Source organism: Kitasatospora sp. NPDC059646 (genome assembly GCF_042734615.1).
Lineage (GTDB): Bacteria > Actinomycetota > Actinomycetes > Streptomycetales > Streptomycetaceae > Kitasatospora.
Genome location: NZ_JBHWDS010000021.1, coordinates 103,600 through 120,044 on the forward strand (window position 1 = coordinate 103,600; position 16,445 = coordinate 120,044).

Sequence of the window (16,445 nt, forward strand, 5' to 3'; positions counted from 1 at the left end):
CGCCCCCGCCGGTCCTGCACCGCCTGCCGCTCATCGACCGCCCCGGACCAGCAGCCTGCAGCGTCCGCGTCACCCCGCCACCCGTACAGCCGCCGCTCCTGCAGCAGCCCGACGCCGACGCCCGAATCACGCCGCCCGACCCGTCGCGCGCTCACCACGCACCACCCGACCACCGGGCACCCGACCACCGGGCACCCGGCCACACGGCACCTGACGAGGCGTCACCTCGCCAGGCGTGGCCGCAGCATCCACGGCCCGACAGTGCAGCAGTCCCAAACGTCACGCCCTGCCACCGAGACAACGGCGCCCCGATGGGAGCGAGCGGAGCCTCACTCGCCGCCGAACAACTCGCGTCGCGCCGCGTCTCCGGCGGTCAGTACGGCACCGGCGAGCACGGCACCGCCACCCGCTGTGCCGGCGCGGACCTCGGTGGCGAGCGGGGAGAGCCGGGCGAGGTGGCGCTCGACCCGCGCGGCCAGGTCGGGGCCGCCGGCCTGTCCGATCTCGCCGCCCAGCACCACACACCCCGGGTCGAGCACCACACAGATCGCGGAGGCACCGACGGCGATCCGTCCGGCCAACTCCTCCAGGAACTCCTCAGCACCGTCCCGAACGGCGAGCCGCACCACGGCTTCGGCGCCGGGCCTCAGTCCGTCGGGCTCGGCGTGCAGGCCGTGGCGGGCGCCGAGTTCACAGATCGCGGCGCTCGACACCAGGGAGTGGAAGCCGCCGTCGCACCTGGTGGCGTCCGGCAGGCCGACGGTTCCGGGCACGGGCAGGAAGCCGATCTCGCCGGTTCCGCCGGAGGCTCCGCGACGCAGCCGGCCGTCCAGCACCACCGACGCGCCGACGCCGTGGCCGAGCCAGATCAGGGCGAAGTCCTTCCTGCCCCGGGCGGCACCGATGCGGTGTTCGGCGATGCCCGCCAGGTTCACTTCGTTCTCCAGGATCACCTCCGTCCCCGGCCGGGCGCGCAGGGCCGCGAGCAGTTTGGTGTGCCACTGGGGCAGCTTCCCGGAGTTGTTGAGCGCTCCGCTCACCGGATCCACCAGTCCGGGCGCGCCGACCGCGACGGTGTGCAGCTCACGGGCCCCGGCCTCGGCGGCGGTCGCGAGCAGTGTCTCGACGGTCCGCTCCACCAGGAGGTCACCCTCGCCCACCCCACCGACCCCGCCACCAGCCCCAGCGGCGCAGGCATCGGAACCACCACCGGAACCACCGCCGGCACCGGCAGCGGACCCGGCCGCCCCCGCCGCTTCGACCCCGGCGGCGTCCTGCCCGGCCCCGCTCTCGCCCGGTGCCTCAATGGTCGCGGTGCCGAGCGTCCGGCCGGTCAGGTCGGCGACCACCAGGCTGACGCCGGTCGCACGGATGTCGATGCCGGCGAGGTGGGCGCGGTCCGCGACCAGGCCGTACAGCCGGGCGTTGGGGCCTCGGCGCAGCGCGGCGCTCTCGCCGGTCTGGGCGACCAGGCCACCGCGTTGCAGCCGTTCGAGCAGGTCGGCGACGGTGGGGCGAGAGAGTCCGGTCAGGGTGCGCAGGTCGGATGCGGTGAGCGGGCCGCGTTCGAGCAACAGGTCGAGGGCCAGCCGGTCGTTGATGGCCCGGGCGGTGCTCGGCGTGGCGGTGCGAGCGGTCGTCATGAGCCTGCATCCTTCCAGAGGTTTCTATCAGGCAGGGTCCCTGATAGTTTATTCCCATCCGACCGACTCAAGGGGGAGCCCCGGCATGGGCGAAACTCTCAAGGACGTCCAGCGCGCAAGGGTGAGCGTGGCGCTGGTGTTCGCCGTCCACGGTGCCGTCACCGGTACCTTCGTCACCCGCATCCCGTGGATCAAGGACCACCTCGACCTGAGCCCCGGTCAGCTCGGTCTCGCCCTGGTGTTCCCGGCGATCGGTGCGTCGGTGGCGATGCCGCTGGCCGGCCGCATCGTGCACCGCTTCGGCGCCCGGGCGGCGCTCCAGGGCCTGCTGTCGCTGTGGTGCCTCTCGTTGGCCCTGCCGGCGCTCTCCCCGCACCTCGTGGTGCTCTGCCTCTCCCTGTTCCTCTACGGCGCGACGGCCGGCATGTCGGACGTGGCGATGAACGCCCAGGGCGTCGAGGTCGAGGAGCGGCTCGGCCGATCGATCATGTCGGGTCTGCACGGAATGTGGAGCCTGGGTGGTCTGATCGCCTCCGGCTTCGGTGTGCTGGCGGCGCATCAGCAGGTGGACGCCCGGCTGCAGTTCGCGGTGACCGCACTGGTCCTGGTGCTGCTCGGACAGGCGGTGTCGCGCGGCGTGCTCGACGTACGACCGACCGCCGACGAGGAGGCCCCGCCGCGCTTCGCGCTGCCGCCGAAGGAAGCGCTGGTCATCGGTCTGGTCGGCTTCTGCGCAGTGTTCGCCGAGGGCGCTTCGATGGACTGGAGCGGCGTCTACCTGCGCGACATCACCGGTGCCTCGGCATCGACCGCCGCCGCCTGCTTCACCGCCTTCGCCGGCACCATGGCCGCGGCCCGCCTGGCGGGCGACGCGGTGATCCGGCGGCTCGGCCCGGTCCGCACGGTGCGGGTCAGCGGTGCGGTCGCCGCGCTCGGCGGTCTGCTGGTGGTCCTGGCCGACAGTCCGTACCTGGCCATCCCCGGGTTCGCCCTGATCGGCATCGGCATCGCCGTGGTCGTTCCACTCGCGTTCGCCGCCGCCGGACGGGCCGGCAGCAACCCGAGCCAGTCCATCGCGGGCGTCGCCACCATCACCTACACCTCCGGCCTGGTCGCCCCGGCCGTGGTCGGCGGCATCGCACAGGCCAGTTCGCTGACGGCCTCCTTCGTCGTCGTCACGGTGCTGGCGGCCGCGCTGATCCCGTCCGCCACCGCCATGCGCCACCGCAAGTCGGCGGACTCCCCGGTCGCCTCAAGCTCCCTGGAGCCCACCGCCTGACCCAGCGCAGACCGCCTCGGTACCACCGAACGACTCCCGACCCGGCCGGCAGGCCAACGCCGACCGGCCTGGCACGACCGGGTCGGCCCGGCTCAGCCCGCCCGGCCGACCCAAGCCGCTCCCCCGGCCGAGCCGACGAAACCACCCTGCACTCGCCGACGAGGTCGGCCTGACGGCCCGCCCAGTACGAGTCCACGCCACGCGGGGGGCACGGGACCCGATCCCGCGCCCCTCCCGGCGCCACGCCACCTCCCGCACCGCCACGCGCGCTCACGACGCCGCCCGCCAGAGCCCCCACGCGCCCAACGCCCAACGCCCGGACGGCCCGGACGGCCCGGACGCCCAACGCCCGCGCGCCCAACGCCTCAGCCCGTCCGGGGCTCGGCCAGTCCTCTGCATCAGTGCCCCGCTTCAGTCCTCCCCTTCATCCGTCCTCCGCTGCGTCACCCGCCACAGTCGGCGCGGCAGGTCACCTTCCTCGAACGCCTCGACCTCGGCCGGACCCCAACCCTCCGCGAGGCGGTCCACCAAGTCGCGCGAGAAGAAGTGCACCGCGAAGCCGCCGTGCTCCCAGATGTCGTCACCGTGGCCGGTGCCGGTGCCGTAGTGCGCGTCGCCGGTGTGCCGAACGGTGTAGACCAGCACTCCCCCGGGCCGCAGGACCCGCCGCACCTCCCGAACCAGCGTCTCCAACTCTGCCGTGGACAACGCCATGCAGAACAGCATGTGCGCGTACACCGCGTCGACCGACCCGTCCGGCAGGGGCAGCGGCTCGCGGACGTCCTGGACAGCGGTGGTCACTGCCAGCCCCTCGACGGCGGCCCGCGCGGCCAGTTGGTCGAGGGCGACGGGGCTGAAGTCCGCCGCGATCACCGTGAAGCCCTGCCGGGCGAAGAACAGCGCGTCCCGTCCGTGCCCGGCACCGAGTTCCAGAACGGCCCCGCCCGGTGGGAACACTTCGGCGGCGTACTCCGCCGACTCCGACGGTCGTTCCCCGTACATGCCGGGGTGCGCGGAGTACGTCCGCTCCCAGTGCTCGCGCTGCGCCCGCGCCAGTGGCTCGTTCATCCGTCTCCGCCTCTCCTGCTCCGGGGGTGTGTCCACTGCCTCACGCTCCGTCCACCAGCCGAATCGAACCCGCGAGCCCCGCCCGGCGCACCCTTCCTCCCCCAACGCCGGACCCACCCGCCCCGCCGAGGAGTCTCGGCCCGGGACCGCCAGGCAGTCCCGCGCGCCGCGCGTCGAAGGGCGCTGCCGGGCCCGGGGCTCGAACCCGGTGACCTGCCGTTCCATCCTGCCGTGCGATGCTCGTGGCCATGAATCCCGTCCTGCGCAACCCGATCGGCGCCCATGTTCCCGTTGCCGGAAGGGGGCTGGCGGGAACGGGGCTGGCCTACGCCGCCAAGGTGGGCGCGGAGGCGGTGCAGGTGTTCGTCGCCAACCCGCGGGGGTGGGCCACGCCGGCCGGGAATCCCGCGCATGATCTGGCATTCCGCACGGCCTGCGCAGAGCAGGGCATCCCGGCGTACGTGCACGCGCCGTACCTGATCAACTTCGGGTCCGACTCCCCGGCGACCCGCGAACGTTCGGTCGAGTCACTGACGCATTCGCTGCACCGTTCCGCGGCGATCGGCGCGCTCGGCACGGTGGTCCACACCGGTTCGGCGTTGTGCGGCACCCGGCAGGACGCGCTGGCTCAGGTCCGCGCCCAGGTTCTGCCGATCCTCGACGGGCTCGACCGGTACGGGGACGACGCCCCGTGGCTGCTGCTGGAGCCGACGGCGGGACAGGGCAGCTCGCTGTGCGCGCGGATGGAGGACCTCGCCGCCTACCTGGAGGCGCTGGACCACCACCCCCGGGTCGGCGTCTGCCTCGACACCTGCCACGCCTTCGCCGCCGGCCACGACCTGGCCGCCCCGGGCGGAGTCGACGAACTCTTCGACGAACTGCACCGCGCGGTCGGCCCGGACCGACTGCGGCTGATCCACGCCAACGATTCGCAGGACGTCGCGGGCGCCCGCAAGGACCGCCACGAGAACATCGGTGCCGGCCACATCGGAGCCCCGGCGTTCCAGGCCCTGCTGGCGCACCCGGCGACCGCCGGCGTCCCGCTGATCATCGAGACACCGGACGGCCGCCACGACCCCGACCGCGTCGAAGGGGTCCGCCAGGCCGCCGACATCGCCCTGCTGAAACAGCTCCGCCGCCCCACCGCCTGAGCCACGCCCGCCCCGAACCCCGCCGCACCCCCGAACCGCGCCGCCCCCGAGCCCCGCCCATCGAACGGGCCCGATCTCCCGCACCCGCAAACCGGGCCGCACCGGCCTCACCACCACCGAGCACCCTCCCGGAGCCCCGGCCGGGACGACGGTTAAGCTCCCTGGGTGCCCGCCCCGCAGCCGACACCCGGCCCCACCGCGCCACTCCCCGCCACCCGCGCCATCGCCACACCTGCCGCCACCGCCGCCGAAACCGAAACCGCCACCGCCACCGAAACCGCCGCCGCAATCGCCGCCGAAACCGCGGCCACCGGTCCCACCGCCCCCGAGACCGGCACCGCCACAAGCACCACCGGAACCCCCACCCCGCCGCAGCCGCGCCGCCCGCACCGCCGCGCACTGCTGCGCCTCGGTCTGCTGGCCGGCGTGCTCGCCGCCGCCGCGGCCTCACTCCTGCTCTGGGATCCGACGGCCGTACTCGCAGCGGCGGCCGGCCCGTGGCGGATGCCGGTCGCACTGGCGGCGTACGCCTTCGGCACGGTGGCGTTCCTGCCGCGGCCCGCACTGAACGCCGGGATGGGCCTGCTGTTCGGCTCGCTGTGGGGCGTTCCGCTCGCGGTCGCCGGGTCGGCGATCGGCGCGATCGTGGCGTTCGCGCTCGGGCGGTCGCTCGGTCGGGAGGCCCTGCGGCCGCTGGTCCGCGGCAAGGTGCTGACCGAGATCGACCGCCGGCTCTCCGAACAGGGTTTCCGCAGCGTGCTGCTGGTGCGCCTGTTCCCGGGGGCGCCGTTCCAGGCGGGCAACTTCGCGTGCGCGTTCTCCGGGGTCCGGTTCTGGCCGTACCTGGCGGCGACGGTGCTCGGCGTGGTGCCGACCACGGCGGCGTACGTCATCGCGGGGGCGAGCGCGAGTTCGCCCGGTTCCCCGGCGTTCCTGATCTCGGCGTCGGTGATCGCGGCGATGTGCGTCTTCAGCGCCGTCTCGCTCTGGCGCGCCCGTCCCCGCCGTTCCGCCTGAACTCCGTTCCAGTCACCACCTGCCCGTCCGCCGACCTGGCCCCAGCCCCGGACGTCAGGCCCAGGGCCCGACAGCTCGGCGTTCCTCGCCTCTCCCGACGGACCGTCAGCACCCAACCCCGATGGAGCAGGAGCTCCGCCCCTCGGCGCCCCTCAGCCGGCCGCTACCGCTCGATCGCCGGTGACCACTCTCCGAGCACCCGCAGCCACACCGTGTTGACGACCATCAGCACCCCGAGCCCGATCGCCCAGGCGGCGTGACCGGTGACGGCCAGCAGCGCGACCGAGCCGCCCCAGATCAGCAGTTGGACGCCGTACCAGGCCACCGCCGAGTCACGGACGGGCCGCCGCGGTGCCGCGTAGCGCCCCCACAGCACGGCGGCGGCCACCGGCAGTGCCAGCGCGATGAAGACCCGCACCGCCACCGGGTCGCCGCTCCACAGGCCGTAGCCACCCACCGCCAGTGCCACCAGCGAGGCCAGCTCCAGCAGGAGACGCAACATCAGCTGGAAACCCGTCATCACCTTGCGCACGGCCACACCCCCACCACGAACAGCCCGCCACGATGATCCGATCATCGCACCACTCGGCGACACCACTCGACGACACCACTCGACGACACCACCCGCCTGCCGCGCCGCCTGCCGCACGCCGCTCGCCCCCACCGCGCCCCGTCCCACACTCCCGGTACCCCACCAACCCCCCGGCGCGCGAAAACAGTTCGCTCGCCGCCCAGCACCTCCCCCACCATGTCCGCATGACGAACGCCACCCCCGCCACCACCCGCACCAGCCCGCCGTTCGCCGCGGACGAGGCGACCATGCTCACCGCCTGGCTGGACTTCCATCGCGCCACGCTCGCCCTCAAGTGCGACGGACTGACACCGGAGCAACTCCGCGAACGGTCCTGTCCCCCGTCCTCGATGTCGCTGCTCGGCCTGGTCCGGCACATGGCCGAGGTGGAGCGCCACTGGTTCCGCCGGTACCTCAACGGTGAGGACCTCGGGCCGGACAGCCGCTACTGGTCCGAGACGTTCCCGGACGGCGACTTCGACCTCGTCGAGGACGCCGATCCGGTGGCCGACACGGCCGCCTGGCAGGAGGACGTCGCCTACGCCCGTGCTGCCGTGGAGGGTTTGTCGCTCGACACGGTGGGCAAGCGCCTGTGGCGCGGCAACGAAGTGACGCTCCGTTGGATTCTCGTCCACATGATCGAGGAGTACGCGCGGCACAACGGCCACGCCGACCTGATCCGCGAGCGGATCGACGGTGCGACCGGCGAGTGAGATCGGGAGGCCCGGGCGGGCCGCAGAACACGTCCGGCCGCCGACCGCACCCACGCGTTGGCCCGCGACACGCCAGGAGTACAGCCGAGGAACCGAGGTTCACCAGTGACCCCATCGAGCGAAGCCGTTACATGATTGTTGACACACAGTCAACTGCCGCCGGGTCACCACCGATAGTGTCGTCGCGCGCAACCGTTCACCGGCCGCGTGCGTCGTTGCGAATGTCCGAATAGCTGCGGACTTTCCCCCGCGCCACAAACCGTCCGGTGGGCGCGTGCGGGCACATCTGCGGTGATCAGTGCGATACTCGGACAGTTCCAACAAGTGGATGACGTGTCAAAACGACCCGTCGTCCTCCGGGGGACGAGTACGGAACGAGACAGGGAGGCGCGGCTAATGGGAGCACTTCGCGACGAGCACCACAACGGGTGGCTGATGCCTTCCGGCAGCTACCCGGCCGCGATGTACGAGGAATCGTGGGACGGCGAGGACACGCTACCGAGCGTGCAGATCGGCCCGTCCAAGATTGTCTCGCTCCGGCCGACCGGGTTCGAGGCTGCCCGCACCGTCGGCGAGCACATCCGGGCGTCCACTCCGGTGGTCATGGACCTCACCGAGATGGACGACGCCGAGGCCAAGCGGATGGTTGACTTCGCCTCCGGCCTGATCTTCGGCACCTGCGGCGGCATCGAGCGGATCGCCCGCCGGGTGTTCCTGCTCACGCCGGCGGACGTCGAGGTGATGGTCATCGACCGCCCGCTCGACGAGTCGGGCTTCTACAACCAGAGCTGAACCCCACCGCACACCGGAAGACCCGAACCGGCCCCGCAGCCCAACGGCTTTACCGCACCCCCCGAAGACCCCGCGCCTCGCGCGGGGTCTTCGCCGTTCCCGGCCCACCCCACGCCCCGCACCCCACGCCCCGCACCCCACGCCCCGCACCCCACGTCCCGCACCCCACGTCCACTCACCCACGCCGCCCGCCCCCACACCCGCACCCACCACGTGAGGCCCAAACCTCCAATATGAGACATCAACGTCTCATCTGCGCTAGGCTGATCTCATGGCAACCGACCGCGACTCCGTCCTTGAGGCTGCCGTCGGCGTCCTCTCCCGACGCCCGACGGCCCATCTCGACGAGATCGCCCGCGCCGCCGGCATCAGCCGCGCCACGCTGCACCGGATCTTCCCGGGGCGGGAGGCGCTGATCCGCGAGGTGGGCGCGCTCGGTCTGCGCCGCTTCTCGGCCGCGCTCGACACCGCGCGCATCGAGGAGGACAACGCCGAGGCGGCCCTGCGACGACTGGTGGACGCGGTGGTACCGGATGCGGCGCTGTGCGCGTTCCTGGCCGGCGAGAGCCAGTTGTACGACGATCCGGAGATCAACGACCTCTGGGAGTTCCAGGACGCCCGGGTCCGCGCCCTGTTCCTGCGCGGGCAGCGGGAAGGAACGTTCCGGATCGAACTCTCGGCCGGCTGGCTCAGCGAAGCGTTCTTCGACCTGGTTGCCGGCATCGGCTGGGCCGTCCAGGACGGCCGGCTCGCCCCGCGCGAAAGCGCATTCTCGCTCGCCGAGCTGTTCCTCGGCGGTGCTCTACGGAGACCTGATACACCATGAGTTCCCCCCTCACCGCCGATTCCGGCCACCAGGCCGACCGGCCCACCGGCTCCGGCCAGCAGGCCGCCGGCCCCGGCCGGACCCCCGGCACCGGCCCCAGCGGGACGACCGACCCCGACCGGTCCACCGGCACCGGCCGTCGCTGGACCGGCCTCGGCGTCCTCGTCCTCGCCGTCACGCTCGTGGCGGTGGACGCAACGGTGCTCTCCCTCGCCATCCCGTCGATCACCGAGACCCTCCGCCCGTCCGGCACCCAGCTGCTGTGGATCGGCGACGTCTACTCGTTCGTGCTGGCGGGCCTGCTGGTGTCGATGGGTGCGCTCAGCGATCGGTTGGGGCGCAAGCGGGTGCTGCTGGCGGGGTCGGTGGCGTTCGGCGCGGCTTCGCTGCTGGCGGCGTACGCTCCGGGTCCGGGCTGGCTGATCGTGGCGCGGGCGTTGCTCGGTGTGGCGGGTGCGACGATCATGCCGTCCACGCTGTCGCTGATCCGCGCGCTGTTCCCGGACGCCCGGGAGCGGGCGACGGCGATCGGCATCTGGGGTGCGGGCGCGACGGCGGGTGCGGCGCTCGGGCCGCTGGTAGGCGGGGTGCTGCTGGAGCACTTCTGGTGGGGGTCGGTGTTCCTGCTGAACCTGCCGGTGATGGTGCTGCTGCTGGTGTTCGGCGCCTGGCTGCTGCCGGAGTCCCGGGATCCGCGCCCGGGCCGCTGGGACATGCTGAGCGTGCTGCTGTCGATGGCCGGTGTGATCGGCGTGGTGTACGGGATCAAGGAGTTCGCCGCGCACGGCCTGGACGCCTGGAGCACTCCGGCGACGTTCGTCCTGGGCGCGGTGGCGCTCGCGCTCTTCGTGCGGCGTCAGCTCCGGTTGGAGACCCCGCTGTTGGAGGTCCGGCTGTTCCGTGACCGCCGGTTCACGGCGGCGGTGCTGGCCTCGCTGATCAGCCTGATCGGGCTGTCCGGTGTGATCTTCTTCATGTCGCAGTACCTCCAGCTGGTCCGCGGCTACTCCCCGCTCTCGGCGGGCTTCGCCGAACTGCCGGCCTTCGTCGGTTCGGTGGTCGGCGGCCTGCTGACGGCCCGGCTGGCGCGGCGCGCGGGTGCGCGCCGGGTGCTGACGGTCGGTCTGCTGGTGATGGGGCTCGGCATCGCGGTGCTGGGCCTGCTCCGGGTGGACAGCACGTACCTGCTGATCGGCTCGTCGTTCCTGGCGCTGGGCACCGCCGAGGGCGTGGTGTACACGCTGTCAGCGGACCTGGTGCTGGGCTCCGCTCCGGCCGACAAGGCGGGTGCCGCGTCGGCCGTGTCGGAGACGGCCTACGAACTGGGCGCGGCGCTGGGCATCGCCCTGGTCGGCTCGATCGTGACGGCCCTGTACGCGGGCTCGCTCACCGTCCCGGCGGGCAGCGACCCGACGGTGGCCGGCCGGGCCGGCGACTCCCTCGGCGGCGCGGTCGAGGCGGCGGCGTCCCTGCCGGGCGACCTCGCCGATCAGCTGCTGACCGGCGCGAGCACCGCCTTCGTCCACGGCATCAACGTCGCGGCCTGGGTCTCGACCGCCCTGCTCCTGTCGGCCGCCGCCCTCACCCACCGCCTCCTCCGCCCTCGCCCCCAGACCCCGCCGCCCACCGCCCCGACCGCCGCCAACAACACCCCGACCGCCGCCGCCACCACCGGGGAAGCGTCGCCCCACGCCCCCGCCACCGCAGTGACCGCGCCCACCCCGGAGACGGAGCCGGCCGCCCACTGCTGCCCCTGAGGCCCCGTCAGGACTGCTCCCGCAGGTACGCCACCAGCCGCTCGGTGTCCTGCGGGGTCCAGCCCTCCGGCGGGACGATCCTGGCCCAGGCCTCGGCCGGCATCAGGCCGTAGCGGTGGCCGTGCCCCTCGGGCACCGCCTCGGACGCGGCCAGGTCACAGGTGACCTGCCAGAACGTCACCAGGGGGTACCAGCGCATGGTGGGTGAGACGTCGTACGCGCGCTGCCCGTTCAGCCAGGCGGGCCGGCTCCAGATCAGGGCGGGCTGCCACCACACCACGGGGTCGCTGCCGTTCTGGAGGTAGACGGCGCGGGGCTCGGGCCAGGGCGCGTCGGGTACCGCGAAGTCGGAGGTCCGCTGGGCGAAGCGCACGGTGCGGCCGTCCTGGTAGAGGGGCCGCCAGACGGGGCTGCCGGGGGCGCGCTGTTCGGTGACGGTCTCGCGCAGCGGGTTGTCGGGCGTGGGTCCGACCAGCAGTGCCCCGCCGGTCTCCGCGGCGAGTTGGGCGACGCCGCCGGGGAAGGCCTGTTCGGTGGCGTAGGAGCCGAGGCTCTCGCCGGCCACCAGCAGTCGGGGGCGGCTCTCGGCGGGTAGGTGCGCCCAGTGGGCGTGGACCGCGTCGTAGAGCGCCCGTCCGGCCTCGGTGGCCTCACCCTCCGTCAGGAAGGAGATCCAGCTGGGCAGGTAGGAGTACTGGTAGGCGACCTCGGCGCTGTCGCCGTCGTAGAGGTACTCGGGCGGCTGGGCGATCCGTTCGTTGACCCAGCCGCTGCCGGTGGTGCCGATCACCACCAGGACCTTCCGCTGGAATCCGCCGGCCCGGTCGAGTTCGGCGACGGCGCGCCGGGCCCTGTCCTGCAGGACGTGGGCGGGGTCGACGAGGCCGGTGCCCGCACCGGAGCGCAGGCCGACGTAGGCCCGGACGGGGTCCTTGGCGGGGCGTCCGGTGAACGCGGAGATCTGTGCGGCGGTGGGGGCGCGGCCGATGAAGTCGCGGCCCTTCGCGCCGAGGCTGTCCCAGCTCTCGTGGGAGGCGGGACTGCCGGACAGGCTGGCGAGTTCGGGCCGGACGATGCCGGGGCCGGTCGAACGGTCCGTCAGGGCGGCGCCCCGTTCGGCGAGGCCGAGCAGACCGCGCAGCAGGAAGCCCTCGACGAAGCCGACCACCAGCACGGCGGTGAGGGCGGCGGCCCCGGCGGCGGCCGCCCATCCGGGGACGGCCCGGCCGAGGATCCGGCGCAGCGTGCGGGTGCCGAGCCGGACGGCCCGGGCGGCGAGCACCAGCAGGGTGCCGAGGAGGGCGGCGACCGGGAGTACCAGCGCCCACTGCCACCAGCTGATCCGCGGGTCGAGGCCGACGGCCCGCCGGACGTCGCCCTGCCAGCGGACGCTCCACGCGGTGATCGTGACGACGGCTCCGCTGCCCGCCACGGCCAGCAGCCACCAGCCGGCGCGCCGGACGTTCGGCGTCGGGCGCAGCCCGCACTGGTCGGCGACCAGGCCGAAGAACGCGCCGAAGCCGTAGCCGAAGAACGCGGTGATCGCCCCGGCGGCGGCCTGCAGGATCCACGGCCGGGGCAGCAGTGACGGCGTGAAGGACAGGCAGTAGAACACCACCGCCCCGACCAGCGCGCTCCACGTGGGCCACCGCCGGACGATCCGCTGCTCCCCCACCGCCGTCGTCCCCCTTGTCGTTCCGCTCACCCGCCATACGTATCGCCCCTTAGCCGCCGTCGATCTGACGGGCCGTCGGACTCCTCCCAATGGCGCAGCGCCGCTGGCCCCGGGGGCCGCCGGGCTCCGACGATGGGGGGTGGCGGGCGGAGCGCTGGTTCCGCACGTCCGGGCGCGGGCCGAGGGCTTGCGCGCTCGTCCGGGCGCGGGCCGAGGGCTTGCGCGCACGTCCGGGCGCGGGCCGAGGGCTCGCCGGATCGACCGCGGCGCGGAGTGGCCCGGCGCGGTTCTGAGCGAAAGGGTGCAGCGCGATGCGAGACGCGGAGCGGAACAGTTCGACCCCGGACGGAGCACCGGCCGGCGGCACGCCCCGGCCCCGCCCGACCCGGCAGCCGCTGCTGCGCCAGGGCCCGGTCGGCCCGCCGGCCGGTGCCGCCCCGGCGGGCCGGGCCCGGCGCGGCACCCGGGTGGTGCTGGCGTTGGGGGTGGCCGCGGCGGGGATCGCGGCGCTGGCCTCGTGCGGCGGTTCGTCGGGCGAGGATCCGGTGCAGGCGGCGATGTCGACGTTCGAGGTGGGCCCGCAGGTGGAGAACTTCTCGGGCGAACCGGCGTCCCCGCTCGCGTCGGTGCACTCGTCGACGGTGGCGTCGGCGTCGGCGGCCCAGGCGTCGGCCTCGCAGCGGGCGGCGCAGTTCGAGGCGTCGGCCAACGCCCAGGCGGCGGCGAGCCGGGACAAGGCGACGCAGGCGCTGGCGACCGTCTCGGGCTCGGGCAACGCGCTGGACGACGTGACGTTGACCGGGGTGCCGTTGCAGGAGACCGGCGGTCTGCCGGCGGCGAAGGTGACGGTCCGCAACAGCACCTTGGAGACGCGCTCGTACGCGATCCAGGTGGACTTCACCGACCACAGCGGGCACACCGTGGACTCCTCGGTGGTGGGCGTGGAGAACCTGGCGTCGAACGCGTCCGCGAACCCGGTGGCGTTCTCCACCAAGACCTCGGACACCACGCTGATCCCGGTGGTGGTGAAGGCGTACCGCTACTGAGGCCTCCCGCTGACTGCCCGTCAGCGCACTGTGCCCGCCGTTCGGGGTGTCCGAGCGGCGGGCACAGTGCGCTGACGGGTCTTCAGTTGACCGACCGGAGGATGACGTCCTCGTAGTCCCAGCCGGGGTCGTCGGCGTCCGGCCAGCCCGCGGTCTCCACCTCCGTCCCGGGGCCGGTGTCGGGGGCGGCCTGCCGGGCGGCGAGTTCCTCGTCGAGCCGGTACTCCTCGCTGCGCTGCCGCTCGGTGCGGTAGTGGTCCGCGGCGTGCGGTTCGGCGGGGAACAGGTCGGTCCGGCCGACGCCGAGGGTGTGCAGGTCGTCGGGGGCGGGATCGGTGTGTTCGGCGATGCGTCCGCTGTGCGTGGTCATGGGTCCATAGTGGTTCGGCCGGCCTGAGGGGGCTCGGTGCCCGGCCCGTAGTGCCGCCCGATCGGGTGTACGGGTGGCGCCGCCGCTCCCGGGCCACCCGGTCGGCGGGTGCGGGCAACCCTTGCGACCGAACCCGGCTGGCCGCGGGCGGGGCGCGACCTTAATTTCGAGGCGGCGGGCGCGCCCACGCCGTCCGCGACCGCGACCCCTGGAAGCCGGCTTCCCACGATGACTTCTCACTTCGCTCCGGCGCGCCCGCGCACCCGCCTCGCCGCCGCCCTGTTCGCCTCCGCCGCCGTCGTCCCGACCGTGCTGGCCGTCACCCCGGCCGCCACCGCGCCCGCGACGGCCGCCGCCCCGAGGGTGCACCGCCTCGAACCCGGCGCCTCGGTGCAGGCCGCGCTGGACGCGGCCCGCCCGGGCGACGTGGTGGAGCTGGCCGCGGGGCGCTACCCGGGCAGCGTCACCCTCGCCACCGACGGGGTGACGCTGCGCGGACAGGGCAGCCGCACCGTGCTCGTTCCCGACCCGGCGGACACCGGCCCGTGCGCGAAGGCCGGCAACGGCCTGTGCGTGACGGGCGTGGCGGACGACCGGGGGGCGCCGGTGCGCCCGGTGTCGGGGGCGGTGGTGGAGTCGCTGGCGGTGGCGGGCTTCACGAAGAACGGCATTTCGGCCGCCGTCACCGACCGGCTGACCGTCCGTCAGGTGGTGTCCCACGACAACGGCCTGCAGGGCATCAGTGTCGAGATGTCGACCCGTACGGTGCTGACCGACAACGAGGCGCGGGACAACGGGCAGGCGGGGATCTTCGTCGCCAACTGGTTCGACCGCAAGGGCGGTGCGCTGGAGACCCGCGGCACCGAGGTGTCGGAGAACCGGCTGACCGGCAACCGGATCGGCCTGCAGCTGCGCCGGGTACGGGACCTGACGGTGACGGCGAACCTGGCGTCCGGCAACTGCGGCGGCGTGTTCGTGGTCGGCGACGACGGGGTGCCACGGGCCGGTGCGCTGACCGTCCGCGACAACGTGGTGCGCGCCAACAACCGCTACTGCGCGCCGAATCCGCGGCTGGACGCGGTGCAGGGCACCGGCATCCTGCTGACCGGCACCGAGGACGTCACGGTCTCCGGCAACCTGGTGGCCGACCACTCCGGCGAGTCGCCGATGTCGGGCGGGATCGTGCTGTACCCGAGCGTCGTGGGCGCGCCCAACACCCGCGCCGACATCACCGGCAACGCCCTGCACGACAACCTGCCGGCCGACCTCGCCGACCGGGACCACGGCACCGGCAACTCCTTCACCGCCAACGCCTGCAGCTCCTCCCAGCCCGCCGGCCACTGCTGACCGGCCCTCCAGCCCTCCAGCCCTCGACGAAAGGCCGCCGAGCCCATGACCTCCGCCCCGACCCGTCCCGTCCCGATGTCCCCGACCGCCACCGACGCGCCCGGCGCCGTCCCGCCCGGGATGCTGCTGCGCGAGCTGGTCTTCGGCGCCGCCTGCGCGGGCGCGGTGCGTGCCGCGGCCAACCTCAAGCTGGCCGACGCGCTGGACGAACAGCCCGCCACCGCCGAGGAGTTGGCACGCCGACTGGGCGTCGAACCGGGCCCGCTGGAACGCCTGCTGCGGGCCCTGGTCTGCTACGACGTGTTCACCGGGACCGGCGACGGCCGCTACGCCCACACCCCGCTGTCGCGCCTGCTGCGCGCCGACGAGCCCGGGAGCCTGCGCGACATCGCCCTGTGGTGCACCGAGCCCTGGACCTGGCAGTCCTGGGCCCGGCTGGACGACGCGGTGCGCACCGGGCGCAGCGTGTTCTCCGACACCTTCGGCAAGGAGTTCTTCCAGTACCTGCACGACGACGCGCCGGACTCCGCGGCCCTGTTCAACCGGGCGATGACGCAGTCCAGCCGCCAGTCGGCGCAGGACCTGGCGGACTTCCTCGACCTGACCGGGATCGCCACGGTGGCCGACATCGGCGGTGGCCAGGGCCAGGCGCTGGCCGCCCTGATGGAGCGTCACCCGGACCTGCACGGCACGCTGCTGGACCTGCCGAAGGTGGTCGAGCACGCCGATCCGCGGCTGCTGCCGGGCGGCCCGCTGGCCGGCCGGGCGCGGCTGGTGGCGGGCGACTGCCGGGTGGCGATCCCGGTGCAGGCGGACCTGTACCTGGTGAAGAACATCCTGGAGTGGGACGACGACTCCACCCGCCGCACGCTGCGCAACCTGCGCGCGGTGGCCCGTCCGGGCGCCCGGGTGGTGATCGTGGAGAACCTGGTGGACGACTCGCCCTCGATGCGGTTCACCACGGCGATGGACCTGCTGCTGCTGCTCAACGTCGGCGGCGCGAAGCACACGCTGGGCAGCCTCACCGCCCTGATCGAGGAGTCGGGCCTGCTGCTGGAGACCGTCGCGCCGGTCAACCCGTACCTGCACGCCTTCACCTGCACGGTCGTCTGACCGCGCCGGGCCGGCAGCAGAAGCCGCCCGCACCCCGGAGCCGCAAGAAGCCGCCCGCACCCCGAGGGGTGCGGGCG

The 16,445-nt window shown here is 73.7% G+C and carries 15 protein-coding genes; 10 read left to right on the plus strand and 5 right to left on the minus strand.

Annotated elements, in window-relative coordinates:
- Positions 1-329: 329 nt before the first annotated feature.
- Positions 330-1,643 (minus strand): ROK family transcriptional regulator, encoded by a 1,314-nt coding sequence (locus ACFV1L_RS17555; RefSeq protein WP_380366764.1) that lies wholly within the window; start codon positions 1,641-1,643, stop codon positions 330-332.
- A gap of 85 nt (positions 1,644-1,728) precedes the next feature.
- On the opposite strand from ACFV1L_RS17555, the gene ACFV1L_RS17560 reads away from it, so the two are divergent.
- Positions 1,729-2,922, plus strand: coding sequence for an MFS transporter (locus ACFV1L_RS17560; RefSeq protein ID WP_380366766.1), 1,194 nt, complete (start codon positions 1,729-1,731; stop codon positions 2,920-2,922).
- Positions 2,923-3,333: 411 nt separating this feature from the next.
- Here the strand turns inward: ACFV1L_RS17560 and ACFV1L_RS17565 are convergent, their stop codons facing one another.
- Positions 3,334-3,990, minus strand: coding sequence for a methyltransferase domain-containing protein (locus ACFV1L_RS17565; protein WP_380366768.1), 657 nt, complete (start codon positions 3,988-3,990; stop codon positions 3,334-3,336).
- A 248-nt stretch (positions 3,991-4,238) separates the two neighbouring features.
- Between ACFV1L_RS17565 and ACFV1L_RS17570 the strand changes: the two genes are divergently transcribed.
- Positions 4,239-5,141 carry a deoxyribonuclease IV gene (locus ACFV1L_RS17570; RefSeq protein WP_380366769.1) on the plus strand — a complete coding sequence of 301 codons (903 nt, stop codon included), beginning with the start codon at positions 4,239-4,241 and terminating at the stop codon, positions 5,139-5,141.
- 165 nt (positions 5,142-5,306) lie between these two features.
- Positions 5,307-6,158: a TVP38/TMEM64 family protein gene (locus ACFV1L_RS17575; protein WP_380366771.1), complete on the plus strand. Its 852-nt coding sequence runs from the start codon at positions 5,307-5,309 to the stop codon at positions 6,156-6,158.
- A gap of 163 nt (positions 6,159-6,321) precedes the next feature.
- Here ACFV1L_RS17575 and ACFV1L_RS17580 read toward each other — a convergent pair whose 3' ends face one another.
- A complete protein-coding gene (locus ACFV1L_RS17580) occupies positions 6,322-6,696 on the minus strand; it encodes a YrdB family protein (protein WP_380366773.1) in 375 nt (124 codons plus the stop codon).
- A 218-nt stretch (positions 6,697-6,914) separates the two neighbouring features.
- Between ACFV1L_RS17580 and ACFV1L_RS17585 the strand changes: the two genes are divergently transcribed.
- The 4 genes from ACFV1L_RS17585 (at position 6,915) to ACFV1L_RS17600 (ending at position 10,817) form a co-directional block, all read left to right on the plus strand.
- Positions 6,915-7,442, plus strand: coding sequence for a DinB family protein (locus ACFV1L_RS17585; RefSeq protein WP_380366775.1), 528 nt, complete (start codon positions 6,915-6,917; stop codon positions 7,440-7,442).
- 396 nt (positions 7,443-7,838) lie between these two features.
- Positions 7,839-8,234 carry a cell division protein SepF gene (locus tag ACFV1L_RS17590; protein ID WP_380366777.1) on the plus strand — a complete coding sequence of 132 codons (396 nt, stop codon included), beginning with the start codon at positions 7,839-7,841 and terminating at the stop codon, positions 8,232-8,234.
- Positions 8,235-8,505: 271 nt separating this feature from the next.
- On the plus strand, positions 8,506-9,060 hold the full coding sequence (locus tag ACFV1L_RS17595; RefSeq protein WP_380366779.1) for a TetR/AcrR family transcriptional regulator: 555 nt from the start codon (positions 8,506-8,508) through the stop codon (positions 9,058-9,060).
- On the plus strand, positions 9,057-10,817 hold the full coding sequence (locus tag ACFV1L_RS17600; RefSeq protein ID WP_380366781.1) for an MFS transporter: 1,761 nt from the start codon (positions 9,057-9,059) through the stop codon (positions 10,815-10,817). Before ACFV1L_RS17595 ends, ACFV1L_RS17600 begins: the two co-directional genes overlap by 4 nt.
- 7 nt (positions 10,818-10,824) lie before the next feature.
- Here the strand turns inward: ACFV1L_RS17600 and ACFV1L_RS17605 are convergent, their stop codons facing one another.
- The gene (locus ACFV1L_RS17605; RefSeq protein ID WP_380366783.1) at positions 10,825-12,492 is read right to left on the minus strand and encodes an alpha/beta hydrolase; all 1,668 of its coding nucleotides are present in this window, start codon (positions 12,490-12,492) and stop codon (positions 10,825-10,827) included.
- A 311-nt stretch (positions 12,493-12,803) separates the two neighbouring features.
- On the opposite strand from ACFV1L_RS17605, the gene ACFV1L_RS17610 reads away from it, so the two are divergent.
- Complete coding sequence (locus ACFV1L_RS17610) at positions 12,804-13,538, plus strand: hypothetical protein (protein ID WP_380366784.1); 735 nt, start codon at positions 12,804-12,806, stop codon at positions 13,536-13,538.
- A gap of 82 nt (positions 13,539-13,620) precedes the next feature.
- Here the strand turns inward: ACFV1L_RS17610 and ACFV1L_RS17615 are convergent, their stop codons facing one another.
- Positions 13,621-13,908, minus strand: coding sequence for a hypothetical protein (locus ACFV1L_RS17615; protein WP_380366786.1), 288 nt, complete (start codon positions 13,906-13,908; stop codon positions 13,621-13,623).
- A 228-nt stretch (positions 13,909-14,136) separates the two neighbouring features.
- Here ACFV1L_RS17615 and ACFV1L_RS17620 point away from each other — a divergent pair, with 228 nt between their 5' ends.
- Both ACFV1L_RS17620 and ACFV1L_RS17625 read left to right on the plus strand, forming a co-directional pair.
- The gene (locus ACFV1L_RS17620) at positions 14,137-15,255 is read left to right on the plus strand and encodes a nitrous oxide reductase family maturation protein NosD (protein WP_380366788.1); all 1,119 of its coding nucleotides are present in this window, start codon (positions 14,137-14,139) and stop codon (positions 15,253-15,255) included.
- A 45-nt stretch (positions 15,256-15,300) separates the two neighbouring features.
- The gene (locus tag ACFV1L_RS17625; RefSeq protein WP_380366790.1) at positions 15,301-16,368 is read left to right on the plus strand and encodes a methyltransferase; all 1,068 of its coding nucleotides are present in this window, start codon (positions 15,301-15,303) and stop codon (positions 16,366-16,368) included.
- The last annotated feature ends 77 nt before the right edge of the window (positions 16,369-16,445 follow it).